Source organism: Ensifer sp. EB106-03-01-XG145 (genome assembly GCF_058792075.1).
On record NZ_JBYTEC010000001.1, the window covers coordinates 1,511,468 to 1,523,232 of the forward strand.

An 11,765-nucleotide genomic window follows, 5' to 3' on the forward strand; every position below is an offset into this window, starting at 1 on the left:
TTCAAATAAACTTTCAAACTTCACGGAAAATCCGTCTCTTGCCCGTAAGTACATTTTCGGGACTGGGAGTAAAACAATGAAATATATTCCATTCATTCTCTTTACGGTGCTTACCAACGCTGCCGCTCAGCTCATGCTGAAACAGGGCATGCTGACGCTCGGGCCGATTTCGATGACCGCTGAAACGGCGATCGTCCGGCTGTTCCAGATCGTCTTCAACCCCTGGGTCTTTGCCGGCCTCGCGACCTTCGTCATTTCGATGGCGTCGCATCTCTATGTGCTGTCGAAGGTCGAGCTTTCCTTTGCTTATCCGTTCCTGAGCCTCGCCTACGTCGCAGTCGCGGTCTTCGCCTATTTCGTTTTCCGCGAGGACCTCAATGCCTGGCGCATCGCCGGCATCGCGCTGATCTGCGCAGGAACCCTTCTTATCGCCCAGTCGGGCATCTCATCCCACGCCGATGACAAGTCGGCGGATGCAGCCGGGGTGAGCACTGCAGAATTCGGGAGCAAGTCATGAAACACATCATCTTTGGTGGCGACGGCTTTGTTGGCCGTCACCTGGCGGAACGTCTAGTCAAGGACGGCGAGGACGTGGTGATCGCCGATATCGTCAAATCCGACCTGCCGCATTACGGCCGCGCCCGCTTCGTCCATTGCGACGTCACTGACCTGAAGGCTGTACAGAAGGTCGGCATCGGTCCCGATGACATGGTCTACAATATGGCGGCCAAGATGCTGTCGCCGCTGCAGATCCGCTCGAAGCGCTGGGAATTCTTCTGGCCCGTCAACTATTACGGCGCCGAAAACATCATGAAGGCCATGGACGCCGCCGGCGCATCGCGCCTGGTGCAGTTCACCACCGACATGATCTACGGCCACACGGTGCAATCGCCGCAGACCGAAACCCATCCGGCAAAGCCGCTCGGCGAATACGGCAAGTCGAAATGGGCGACCGAGCAGCTTGCGGTGCAATGGCGCAAGCAGGGCATGAACATTTCGATCTTCCGCCCGCGCCTGATCATCGGCCCCGGTCGTCTCGGCATTCTCGAGAAGCTGTTCAAGCTGATCGACATGAACCTGCCGGTGCCGATGATCGGCTCGGGCAAGGTGCCCTATCAGTTCATCTCGGTCTTCGATTGCGCCGAAGCTGCACGCCTTGCCTGGAAGGGTGGCGTGCCGAATGAAGCTTACAATCTCGGCTCCGACAATCCGCCCTCGGTGCGCGACCTGCTCGGCAATCTCATCGAGCACGCCGGTTCCAAATCGTTCCTGCTGCCGACCCCCGCCTTCGCGGTCAAGCAGACGCTGGCCTTCTTCGATCTGATCAACAAGCCGATCATGGATCCGGAGCAGTATCTGATCGCAGACGAGATGTGCGTGCGTGAGACCGGCAAGCTGAAGCGCGAGCTCGGATGGCGTGCGGAATACAATGATGGCGACATGCTGGTCGCCGCCTATGACGAATATCGGGCAAAGAAAATGGGTGCCGCGGCCACCGCCGCCGTCGCCGTGCCGGCCGAATGAGGGGCGACACCATGCTGGACATACCGAACCGTATCGCCGTTGCCGCCCCTTCGCTCGATGGTGGTGTGACAAAGCCCGAACTGATCACCGTGGAACAGGCAAAGGCCATGTCGATCGGCGACATCACCACGGCTTTCAAGGAGCATCTGAATCCCGGACAGCTTCACTTCATGAAGCTTCTCGGCTTCCACAAGGTGAAGATCGAAAGCGCCGAGGGCATGTTCTACACCGACCAGAACGGCCGCAAGATCCTCGATTTCTTCGGTGGCTTCGGCTCGCTGGCCTTCGGCCATAACCATCCGCGCATTCTTGAAGCGCGGCAGAAGTTCCAGGACGAGAAGCGTCACGAGATCGCCATCGCCTTCATGTCGCAATATGCGGCGGCGCTGGCCAAGAACATCGCCGCCTGCTCGCCGGGTGACCTCGACATGGTCTTCCTCGGCTCGTCCGGCTCGGAAGCGATGGAGGCTGCCGTCAAGCTTGCCGAGCGTGCGGCCGGTCCGAAGCGGCCTAAGGTCGTCTATGCCGAGAATTCCTTCCACGGCAAGACCAAGGGTGTGCTCGCCATCACCGACGGCCAGCTCTATCGCGCCGACTTCAAGCTCACCGACAATACGGTCCGCGTGCCATTCGCCGATATCGACGCGGTGGAAAACGCCTTCAAGTCCGATCCTGAAATCGGTGTCATCGTGCTCGAAACCATCCAGGGAGGCGGCGGCATCATCCAGGCGCCGGCCGAGTATTGGCAGAAGCTTCGCGCGCTCTGCGACAAGTACGGCGTGCTCTGGGTCGCCGACGAGGTGCAGTGCGGTTATGGTCGCTCCGGCCGCTTCTATGCGTTCGAGCATTATGGTGTCGTGCCTGACGTGACAGCGCTCGCCAAGTCGCTCGGCGCCGGCAAGGCAGCCGTCGGCGCGATGATCGCGCGTCGCGAAGTCTATATGAAGGCCTACGGCACGCCGAAGACCGCAATGATCCATGCCATGGCGACCTTTGGCGGCATGGGAGAGGCCTGCGTGACGGCAATCGAAGGCATCAATGTGCTCTATGACGAGCACCTGATCGACCGCGCCGCCGACAGCGGCAACTATCTCATCGATCGCCTGCAGGCGCTGAAGGAAAAATACCCGAAGATCATCAAGGACGTTCGTGGCCAGGGGCTGATGGTCGGCCTGGAGTTCCAGGACTTCAGCCAGACGCTGCCGATGGTGCTGCGCCCCGTCGTCTCCATGCTTGACGACAAACTCAAGGGTTCGCTGTCCGGCTTCATCGGCGCGCTGCTCCTACGCGACTACGATGTGCTGGTGGCCTTCACCGAATACAATCGCAACGTCATCCGGCTCGAGCCGCCGCTGATCTGCGAGCGCGCTCATGTCGACCAGTTCATCGCAGCGCTCGACGACCTGCTCGGCCGCGGTATCGTGCGCATCGTCAAGGATTTCGTCGGCAGCCAGATCGGCTGAGCCAAGGACTTGCGTTCAGAAAGGGGCAGGGGCGTTCACCGCCTCTGCCCTTTGATATTCATGTCGAACTCGACGACGTTGGAATAGATCGGCGTGCCGACATCCATGCCATAGGGCGAACGGTGGATGTTGCCGCGGATGTTGAAGGCGATCGAGCCGCGGTTCCAGTCAAGCAGCGTCACCGAGAAGCGTTCCTTTCGCGAGGTGCCGCGGGCGGTCAACGTTCCCTCGACCGCCGCGGTAGCGGGGCCGGTCTGCTTCACATTCGTCGAACGGAAGGTGACGGTGCTGTAGTTCGCGGTGTCGAAAACGGCGCTGGACTTCAGGAAATCCTCGGTCCGCTTCTCTCCCGTTTTCACACTTTCCGGATAGAGCGTGAACTCGACGGTCGAGTGGTCGACATCATTTCGGTCGATGCGGAAGCTGCCGGAAAATTTGCCGAAGTCGCCGACGATTCCTCCGCCGCCTGCTTGTGCTACCGTGAAATGGATACGGGAAGCGGACGTGATGCCGTAGTTTCCGGCCGCATCGGCAAGGTCTGGCGCGGCGCCGACAGCGAGCGATGGGCTGACGGACATGGCAGCCAGCAAGGCGAGTGCAATTGCCCTGGGTGATGGTTGCAAGCGCAGTGTCATGGTTTCTTCCTTCCAGCGATGACCGGATTCGCGCCCGCCGTTTGGGAGCGTTTATGGCGGCGCGATCCGGTTGGCAGCATGCGGACGAGGACGTCGTCCCGCCGCGCAAAGTGGTGGTAGAGGGCGGCCAATACGTGAAGCGTCACAAAGGCGAGGAGCAGATAGGCGAGCGTCATATGGAAGAGCGTCCAGAGGTTCTCAGCCGGTGCCGATTTCGCCATCGGCAGATGCGGTATGACGACCCAGTTGAAGTAAAAGCTTGGGATGTTCAGCGTCGAGGTGGATGCGACGGCCCAACCGGCAAGCGGGACAGCGAGCGCAAGCCCCATGAGCACGATATGAGTGACGCTGCCTGCGCGCTGCTCAAGGGGGCTGAGGCCTTCCGGCGGCTTCGGATGAAGCTCGACCACGTGCCAGAGGGCGCGCACCACCGCCAGGCCAAGCGCGGTGAAACCCAGCGACTTGTGCCACTGGTACAGCGAAAACTGCAGCACTGGGTCGATCGGAACCCGGCGCATGATGAAGCCGAGGGCGAGCAAGGCAAGGATGATCGCCGCAATCGTCCAGTGAAGGATGATGGTGACCCAGCCGAACCCGGCCTTGTCGTTGCGCAACATGTTTGTCTCCGTGGTCGCCAGCCCGGCCGCTACAACTCGGTTACGGCGGTGAGACCCATGAGCTCATGCTTTTATTCGCCGATAATACCGTAAAATTGCACTGCGATCTTGTTGACGTCGGCAAGCTGTGGTCCACTTGCGGTGGAAGGGGACACGGAGGGGTTGTTCCCGGAAGCAGTTGGGCTGGCGTAGATGACGAAGAAAAAAACGACACCGAAGAAAAAAACGACACCAATGAGTCCGCATGAGCGGGAGGCTTATGAACTGGCTCGCACGGGCATCCGCCTTGGAACCGAAGGCAAATATGGCGAGGCGATCGATGCCTGGCGTCTGGCATCCGACATAGCCGATGCCTACCTCGCTTTCACGGACATGTATTACTGGATCAAGAGTGGTTACGGCGCGGCACTTTGCGATGCCGGGCAGTACCGCGAGAGCATCGCCGTCTCGCTGCTGTCCCGCGAGTGGACCTTGGAGCGGCGCCAGCCGCTTTCGTCGCTTTCGATCGCACGCTCCTACCTCGCTCTTGGCGAAGGCGAGGCGGCTGCCCCCTACCTGCGCGAGGTTCACGGCTTGATCGGCGATGCGATCCTCGAGCAGTTCGACGAAGACGTGGAGGCGGACGTTCACGCGGCGATTGCCGGCCTCGAGAACGGCGGTACACATCCGTCAGCAGGCCGACCAAAGTGACGTTGGGTTTCTAGGCTAGACCAGGACCATCTGCGAACCGGAGTCTAGCGCCGTTCGCTATTGCGAACGGTCAAGCGTTTTCTCGCCATGATTTCATCATACGTGCCGTTTGCCCCTTTAGCGGGTGATCCGAAGTCGACCGTTCTGGTTCCGGCTCTTTTTTAACATTTTGATTTTTCTTAGGAGTTTCCAATGGGTGAGACCGTATTGCCGTCTGATGCCGAAATTACCCTGCGGCGCATTTCAGCCCTGACCGTCTGCGACGTCTGCGAGCTCAGCGAAACGCTAAGCGACGAACAGCGCAACATGGTGGCGGACAACGGCACCTCGATTGCCGAGGCGCATTTTTCCGAGAATGCCTGGTTCCGCGCTGTTTATGCCGAAGAGACGCTGGTCGGCTTCATCATGCTGCATGAAGGATCCGACTGGGACGACGGTATCGATTGCCCCGGCGTCTATCTCTGGCGCTTCATGATTGCCCGCCCGTTCCAGGGCAGGGGCTTTGGCAAGCAGGCGATCGCCCTTGTCGTTCGTGATTTGAAGGCGCGCGGTCTTCGCGAACTCTACACGAGTTACGGACAGGGTCCCGGCAGTCCCGAAGGATTTTATCGAGAGCTCGGCTTTGAGCCGACGGGCGAGCACTATGACGACGAGCTCGAGGCCGTGCTGAAATTCTAAAAACAGCGCAGCATGGGGCCCTGGCTCCGTGTCTGCCGCACGATTTTCATGAGTAGACTATGAGTAACGATCTACACGAGGCCAATCGCCTCTCCTGGAATGCGGCGACAGTCGCGCACAACAGCCATAAGGGCGACCAGGCGGCCTTTTTCCGTGCCGGGGGCTCCACGCTCTATCCGGAGGAAATCGAACTGCTCGGTGATATCGCCGGGCTGGACCTCCTCCATCTCCAATGCAACTCCGGCCAGGACAGCCTGAGCCTTGCGCGCCTCGGCGCGAATGTGACCGGCGTCGACATCTCGGATGAGGCGATCGCCTTCGCCACGCGGCTTTCCGAAGAATGCAGGATCGCGGCCAGATTCGAACGGTCCGACCTGTTCGAATGGTTCGAGCGTGCCCGCGCAGACGAACGGCGGTTCGATCGCGTCTTTGCGTCCTACGGCACCATCTGCTGGCTGTCGGACCTCGGCATCTGGGCACGCGGCATAGCTGACGTGCTGAGACCGGGCGGCCGTTTCGCCTTCATAGAATTCCATCCCTTCACGATGGTCTTCGACCCAAGCTGGAGGCCGCACTATGACTACGCGCCGAAGGAGCCGGTCGCCGAAGCGGGCGTCGGCGACTATGTTGCGGATTCCGGTGCCGGTCTTGCGGCCGGGGGCTACCAGGAGGGTGTGGTGGGCTTCAGCAATCCCCACCCATCCTTCGAGTTCAACTGGGGCATCGCGGATGTGATCCAGGCGCTCATCGATGCCGGGCTCCGGATCGAGCGTCTGACGGAATATCCCTATTCCAACGGCTGGATCGGTTTCGAAGGCATGCGCGACCTTGGTGGCCGGCGTATGGCGCCGCCTGCAACCATGCCAAGCCTGCCGCTTATGTATGCGATTGCGGCATTGCAGCCGCAAGGGAAGCAGGGAGCGGGGGGCAGGGGCCGGGCGGTCGCTGGCGCCAAGCCCATCACCATCCGGCCCTGGCGCCCCGAGGAGGGCGAGCGGCTGTTGGCAATCTGGCTCGCGGCGTCGCGCTTCGGTCATCCGTTTCTCGGCGAGACGCGCCTTGTCGAGCAGCAGCAGGTGGTGCGCGACACCTACCTGCCGATGGCCGACAACTGGGTCGCCGAAATCGAAGGGAAGGTCGTGGGCTTCATCGGGCTGATCGGGAATTTCATCGGCGGGCTGTTCGTGGATCCGGACATTCGCGGTGCCGGTATCGGTCGCGCGCTTGTCGAGGATGCTACCGCCCGGCTCGGGCGACTGGATGTAAGCGTGTATGCCGACAACCAGGCGGCGGTCGCGTTCTATCTCCGCCTCGGTTTCGTCGAAACCGCACGCAAGGCGACCGACGACGAAGGGCTGCCGTTTGCCGTGGTCGAGATGACGCGCGCCGCATGAGGTGTCTTTGCGGCGGGGCAGGCAACCAGCCCCGCCGTCGGGAATAATCGCCGTCAGCGCTTTTATTTGCCGGCCGCATTTGCTAGGCCGCTTCGGGAGAAAAGCATCCGGAGGAAACTGCATGACGCCCGATATCCGCCCGCTCGTCGCCGGCAACTGGAAGATGAACGGAACCCGCGCCTCGCTCGATCAGATCAAGGCGATGGCCGAAGGGGTCAAGGGCGAACTCTCCGCCAAGGTCGAAACGCTGATCTGCCCGCCTGCGACCCTGCTCTACGTGGCGACGGCGCTTTGCGACGATAGCCCGTTGCTGATCGGCGCGCAGGATTGCCATCAGAAGCAGTCGGGCGCCCACACCGGCGACGTTTCCGCCGAAATGATCGCTGATTGTTTCGGCACCCACGTCATTGTCGGTCATTCCGAGCGCCGCACCGATCATGCCGAAAGCGATGCGCTGGTGCGTGCGAAGACGGAAGCCGCACACGCCGCCGAACTCGTGGCGATCGTCTGCATCGGCGAAACCGGTGACGAGCGCAAGTCCGGCAAGACCCTTGATGTCCTGAGGCGCCAGCTCGCCGAGAGCTTGCCGGATGCGGCGACCGCCGAAGACACCGTCATCGCCTACGAACCCGTCTGGGCGATCGGCACGGGCCTGACCCCGACCGCAGCCGATGTCGAGGAAGCGCACGCCTTCATGCGCAAGGAACTCGTTTCGCGCTTTGCCGACGCGGGAGCCAAGATGCGTATCCTCTATGGTGGCTCGGTCAAGCCTTCCAATGCGAAGGAGTTGATGGGCGTCGCCAATGTCGACGGCGCACTGATCGGCGGCGCGAGCTTGAAAGCCGAAGACTTCCTCGCCATCTACCGGGCTTATGAAGAATTGACGGCCTGATCGCCCGGGTTGCCGGGCTGGGGCTTGGAATGGCGTACGGCTTGGTATAAAGAGGCGAAAAATTGCGCCCGGCCAGGCCGAGTTTGCGCAGGGTTTGATTCGTGTGCCCCAAGGGCAGGACTGGAAGCTGATGCAGACCGTACTACTCGTCATCTATCTCATGGTGGTCGTCGCCCTGATCGGCGTCGTTCTCATTCAGCGTTCCGAAGGCGGTGGTCTCGGCATCGGCGGCGGCTCGGGCTTCATGTCCGCCCGCGGCACGGCCAACGCGCTGACCCGCACGACGGCGATCCTCGCCGCGCTCTTCTTCGTTCTGGCGCTCGCGATGGGCATCCTCGCTCGCTATCAGCCGCAGGCGACCGACATCCTCGACCGTATCCCGGGCACCAGCTCGAACGGCGGCGGCGTTCTCGATTCGCTCGGTGGCGGCAACACCCAGGCTCCGGCCGGTGGCGCCACGCAGCAGCAGCCGGGAACGGCCCCGGCAACCGGTAACGGCGCTGCGACTGGCAACGGTGTCCCTTCGACGGCGCCGGCAACATCGGGCGAAGCTCCGGCAGGCGGCACAACGACTGAGACGCCCGCCAACAACAATTCGGGATCGCAAGTTCCCAGCGGCCAATAAGGCCGCAATTCAGAAGAACCCGCCGGCGGATGTTTCATCCGCCGGTTTTGTTTTGTGTGAAGTCTGCCTCCATCCCAAGACGAAAAGTTCTGGAACATGAATTTTTCGGTGGCGGAATCATTTGTTAAAAGGTATCCGGTGACTCCCATGGCGCGATATGTATTCATCACAGGCGGCGTGGTTTCCTCCCTCGGAAAAGGCATCGCTGCAGCGGCTCTCGGAGCACTGCTGCAGGCGCGTGGCTACCGGGTGAGACTGCGCAAGCTCGACCCCTACCTCAACGTTGATCCGGGCACCATGAGCCCGACCCAGCACGGTGAGGTTTTCGTAACCGATGATGGCGCGGAGACCGATCTCGATCTCGGCCACTATGAACGCTTCACAGGGCGTTCGGCGACGAAGACCGACAACATCACCACCGGCCGGATCTACAAGAACATCATCGACAAGGAACGGCGCGGCGACTATCTCGGCGCAACCGTTCAGGTGATCCCGCACGTTACCAACGAGATCAAGAACTTCGTTACCGAAGGCAACGACGACTATGATTTCGTGCTCTGCGAAATCGGCGGCACGGTCGGCGACATCGAAGCGATGCCGTTCATGGAGGCGATCCGCCAGCTCGGCAACGATCTGCCGCGTGGCACCGCCGTCTACGTCCATCTGACGCTGATGCCGTATATTCCGGCGGCCGGCGAGCTGAAGACCAAGCCGACGCAGCATTCGGTCAAGGAACTGCAGGCGCTCGGCATTCATCCCGATATCCTGCTCGTTCGTGCCGACCGTGAAATTCCGGAAGCCGAGCGTCGCAAGCTCTCGCTGTTCTGCAACGTCCGCCAGTCGGCCGTTATCCAGGCGCTCGACGTTGCCTCGATCTACGACGTTCCGATCGCCTACCACAAGGAAGGCCTCGACAACGAAGTGCTGGCCGCCTTCGGCATCGAGCCGGCGCCGAAGCCGCGCATGGAAGCCTGGGAGCGCGTTGCCGATCGTATCCGCACGCCGGAAGGCGAAGTCACGATCGCGATCGTCGGCAAGTACACCGGCCTCAAGGACGCCTACAAGTCGCTGATCGAAGCGCTGTATCACGGTGGTATCGCCAACCGGGTGAAGGTCAAGCTTGAGTGGATCGAATCGGAAGTCTTCGAGAAGGAAGACCCGGCACCCTATCTCGAGAAGGTACACGGCATCCTCGTTCCCGGCGGCTTCGGTGAACGCGGCTCCGAGGGCAAGATCAATGCGGCGCGTTTTGCCCGCGAGCGCAAGGTGCCCTATTTCGGCATCTGCTTCGGCATGCAGATGGCGGTCGTGGAAGCGGCACGCAATCTCGCAGGCATCGAGAAGGCCTCCTCGACCGAATTCGGTCCGACGAAGGAGCCGGTCGTCGGCCTGATGACCGAGTGGGTGAAGGGCAACGAGCTCGAGAAGCGTTCGGCCTCCGGCAATCTCGGCGGCACCATGCGCCTCGGCGCCTACCGCGCGTCGCTCAAGGGCAGCACCAAGATCGCCGAGATCTATGGTTCGACCGATATTTCCGAGCGCCACCGCCACCGCTACGAAGTCAATGTCGACTACAAGGATCGCCTTGAGGCTTGCGGCCTTGTCTTCTCCGGGATGTCGCCGGACGGCGTGCTGCCGGAAACGGTCGAATATCCGGATCATCCGTGGTTCATCGGCGTTCAGTACCATCCGGAACTGAAGTCGCGCCCGCTTGATCCGCATCCGCTGTTTGCGAGCTTCGTCGAAGCGGCGCTGGAGCAGTCTCGTCTCGTCTAAGCCGGGCTTGCATCGATCAGGAAAGGCCGGTCTCGCGACCGGCCTTTTTCATGCGCGCTGGTGTGCGGAACTGCTCCCGCGGTCAGTCGGAGGTGTTGTCAGCGCGCCCCGACCGGTTTGCGCCATTGCGGCGCCCGCCAGATGGTGATGAAGCGCAAGACCCATTCGAGCGGGCCGTAGGCGAAACGGGCCATCCACCAGCGGCTGATGAAAAGCTGCGCCGTGTAGATACCAAGGGCGATCAGCACGGTTGTCAGTGGTGTGGCCTGGCCGATGAGGCCAAGGCCGTAGCCATGGAAGATCAGAGCGGCGATCAATGATTGCGCGAGGTAGTTGGAGAGCGCCATGCGGCCGGCAGGCGCCAGTAAGTTGCGCAACCGCTGCCCGGCCTTCGTTCCGAGGAACAGCATCACGCCGCCGACATAGGCACCCGTCAGGAACGGCCCGGTAATCAGCCCGATCGAGAGCCCGATGATGGCGACAGGCGAATCGATCATCTCGACGCTGGCATAGGCATAGACGATGGCGCCGGGCAGGCCGATCCACAGGCCGGCGCGCAGCAGGCGTTGGAACAACGCCTTGTTTTCTTCCGGCCGCGCCAGCGTCTTGTGACGGCCGGCGATGAGCCCGAGTACGAACATCGCGAGTGCCGAGGGCGCCTGCAGCAAACCCAGGATCACCCAGACGGACGAAAGCTCCGTCAAGTGTTGGCTGATGATTGCCTGCCAGTCGCCTCGGAAGGCAAGTTCGGTTGCCTTGGCGGCGGCAAGGATGCCAGGCCGATCAAGCGGCGTTGGTTCCAGGGTGGCAACAATCCCGAGTGCGCCCCATGCGACGGCGACGAGAATCACCAGCCATTTCGCCAGGCGGAAGAGGGCACCGTCGCTGCGGTTTCGCAGCATCAGGAGGACAATGCCGAGCACGGCATAGGTGGTGAGAATATCGCCATGGAAGAGCAGAACCGCATGGGCGACACCGATCAGCCAGAGGCCGGCCTGCCGACGCAAGAGCCGCGGCACGAAGGCCTCGCCGGATTTTTCCGCCGAGCGCATCTGCAGGGTGAAGCTGTAGCCGAATAGAAATGAGAACAGCAGGTAGAACTTCATCTCGAAGAACAGCGCGATCACAAGATGCACGGTGCGATCGGCAATGCCGGTGAAGGCGGGGTCCGCGAGTTCCAGTCCGTAGAAGGCGGAGGCGAAGGCCATGGTGTTGACGAGAAGGATTCCGAGCAGTGCAAAGCCGCGAAGTGCGTCGACATCGTCGATGCGGTCGGGGTTGGTCATTCGTGTTCTCCGTAGCGGAAGGCGTGGAGGATCGCGCCGTAGCCGATTGAAACAGAAGTCTTTTGCGACAAATGAACCTCTCGATCGCCAGTGGGTGCAGGCAACGCCGCTCCGCCCCGTCGAGTGTTCAAGTTTAATAAATCGACTAATCAATCTAATAATTAATGCAACGAAACGTCAAGGGG

The 11,765-nt window shown here is 61.4% G+C and carries 12 protein-coding genes; 9 read left to right on the forward strand and 3 right to left on the reverse strand.

Features of this window, described 5'->3' with window-relative positions; translation table 11 throughout:
• The first annotated feature begins 76 nt into the window (after nucleotides 1-76).
• From AC3WWH_RS07415 to AC3WWH_RS07425, 3 genes are read left to right on the forward strand one after another with little or no spacing between them, the layout of a single operon-like run.
• Complete coding sequence (locus tag AC3WWH_RS07415) at nucleotides 77-517, forward strand: EamA family transporter (RefSeq protein ID WP_058320563.1); 441 nt, start codon at nucleotides 77-79, stop codon at nucleotides 515-517.
• Nucleotides 514-1,524, forward strand: coding sequence for an NAD-dependent epimerase/dehydratase family protein (locus AC3WWH_RS07420; RefSeq protein WP_058320564.1), 1,011 nt, complete (start codon nucleotides 514-516; stop codon nucleotides 1,522-1,524). The genes AC3WWH_RS07415 and AC3WWH_RS07420 overlap by 4 nt, the downstream gene beginning before the upstream one ends.
• A gap of 11 nt (nucleotides 1,525-1,535) precedes the next feature.
• Nucleotides 1,536-2,987, forward strand: coding sequence for an aspartate aminotransferase family protein (locus AC3WWH_RS07425; protein ID WP_058320565.1), 1,452 nt, complete (start codon nucleotides 1,536-1,538; stop codon nucleotides 2,985-2,987).
• Nucleotides 2,988-3,022: 35 nt separating this feature from the next.
• Here AC3WWH_RS07425 and AC3WWH_RS07430 read toward each other — a convergent pair whose 3' ends face one another.
• Nucleotides 3,023-3,622 (reverse strand): YceI family protein, encoded by a 600-nt coding sequence (locus tag AC3WWH_RS07430; protein ID WP_058320566.1) that lies wholly within the window; start codon nucleotides 3,620-3,622, stop codon nucleotides 3,023-3,025.
• Entirely contained in the window at nucleotides 3,619-4,239 is a 621-nt protein-coding gene (locus tag AC3WWH_RS07435) for a cytochrome b (RefSeq protein ID WP_058320567.1), read from the reverse strand. Before AC3WWH_RS07435 ends, AC3WWH_RS07430 begins: the two co-directional genes overlap by 4 nt.
• Before the next feature lie 234 nt (nucleotides 4,240-4,473).
• Here AC3WWH_RS07435 and AC3WWH_RS07440 point away from each other — a divergent pair, with 234 nt between their 5' ends.
• From AC3WWH_RS07440 to pyrG, 6 genes are all read left to right on the forward strand, one after another.
• The gene (locus AC3WWH_RS07440; protein WP_058320568.1) at nucleotides 4,474-4,929 is read left to right on the forward strand and encodes a hypothetical protein; all 456 of its coding nucleotides are present in this window, start codon (nucleotides 4,474-4,476) and stop codon (nucleotides 4,927-4,929) included.
• Between the two features lie 192 nt (nucleotides 4,930-5,121).
• Nucleotides 5,122-5,607, forward strand: coding sequence for a GNAT family N-acetyltransferase (locus tag AC3WWH_RS07445; RefSeq protein ID WP_058320569.1), 486 nt, complete (start codon nucleotides 5,122-5,124; stop codon nucleotides 5,605-5,607).
• Between the two features lie 59 nt (nucleotides 5,608-5,666).
• Nucleotides 5,667-7,001: a bifunctional class I SAM-dependent methyltransferase/GNAT family N-acetyltransferase gene (locus tag AC3WWH_RS07450; protein ID WP_063891420.1), complete on the forward strand. Its 1,335-nt coding sequence runs from the start codon at nucleotides 5,667-5,669 to the stop codon at nucleotides 6,999-7,001.
• Between the two features lie 121 nt (nucleotides 7,002-7,122).
• Nucleotides 7,123-7,893 (forward strand): triose-phosphate isomerase, encoded by a 771-nt coding sequence (gene tpiA / locus AC3WWH_RS07455; protein WP_057255645.1) that lies wholly within the window; start codon nucleotides 7,123-7,125, stop codon nucleotides 7,891-7,893.
• Between the two features lie 130 nt (nucleotides 7,894-8,023).
• Nucleotides 8,024-8,518: a preprotein translocase subunit SecG gene (secG, locus tag AC3WWH_RS07460; RefSeq protein ID WP_057255646.1), complete on the forward strand. Its 495-nt coding sequence runs from the start codon at nucleotides 8,024-8,026 to the stop codon at nucleotides 8,516-8,518.
• 138 nt (nucleotides 8,519-8,656) lie between these two features.
• Nucleotides 8,657-10,294 carry a CTP synthase gene (gene pyrG / locus AC3WWH_RS07465; RefSeq protein WP_082616291.1) on the forward strand — a complete coding sequence of 546 codons (1,638 nt, stop codon included), beginning with the start codon at nucleotides 8,657-8,659 and terminating at the stop codon, nucleotides 10,292-10,294.
• Between the two features lie 98 nt (nucleotides 10,295-10,392).
• Here pyrG and AC3WWH_RS07470 read toward each other — a convergent pair whose 3' ends face one another.
• On the reverse strand, nucleotides 10,393-11,580 hold the full coding sequence (locus AC3WWH_RS07470) for a DUF418 domain-containing protein (protein ID WP_058320570.1): 1,188 nt from the start codon (nucleotides 11,578-11,580) through the stop codon (nucleotides 10,393-10,395).
• Nucleotides 11,581-11,765 lie beyond the last annotated feature (185 nt).

Coding starts and splice junctions, on each gene's coding strand:
- AC3WWH_RS07440 (WP_058320568.1), top strand. CDS start 4,474: ATGAGTCCGCATGAGCGGGAGGCTTATGAACTGGCTCGCACGGGCATC.
- AC3WWH_RS07445 (WP_058320569.1), top strand. CDS start 5,122: ATGGGTGAGACCGTATTGCCGTCTGATGCCGAAATTACCCTGCGGCGC.
- AC3WWH_RS07425 (WP_058320565.1), top strand. CDS start 1,536: ATGCTGGACATACCGAACCGTATCGCCGTTGCCGCCCCTTCGCTCGAT.
- AC3WWH_RS07420 (WP_058320564.1), top strand. CDS start 514: ATGAAACACATCATCTTTGGTGGCGACGGCTTTGTTGGCCGTCACCTG.
- AC3WWH_RS07435 (WP_058320567.1), bottom strand. CDS start 4,239: ATGTTGCGCAACGACAAGGCCGGGTTCGGCTGGGTCACCATCATCCTT.
- AC3WWH_RS07450 (WP_063891420.1), top strand. CDS start 5,667: ATGAGTAACGATCTACACGAGGCCAATCGCCTCTCCTGGAATGCGGCG.
- AC3WWH_RS07430 (WP_058320566.1), bottom strand. CDS start 3,622: ATGACACTGCGCTTGCAACCATCACCCAGGGCAATTGCACTCGCCTTG.
- secG (WP_057255646.1), top strand. CDS start 8,024: ATGCAGACCGTACTACTCGTCATCTATCTCATGGTGGTCGTCGCCCTG.
- AC3WWH_RS07415 (WP_058320563.1), top strand. CDS start 77: ATGAAATATATTCCATTCATTCTCTTTACGGTGCTTACCAACGCTGCC.
- AC3WWH_RS07470 (WP_058320570.1), bottom strand. CDS start 11,580: ATGACCAACCCCGACCGCATCGACGATGTCGACGCACTTCGCGGCTTT.
- tpiA (WP_057255645.1), top strand. CDS start 7,123: ATGACGCCCGATATCCGCCCGCTCGTCGCCGGCAACTGGAAGATGAAC.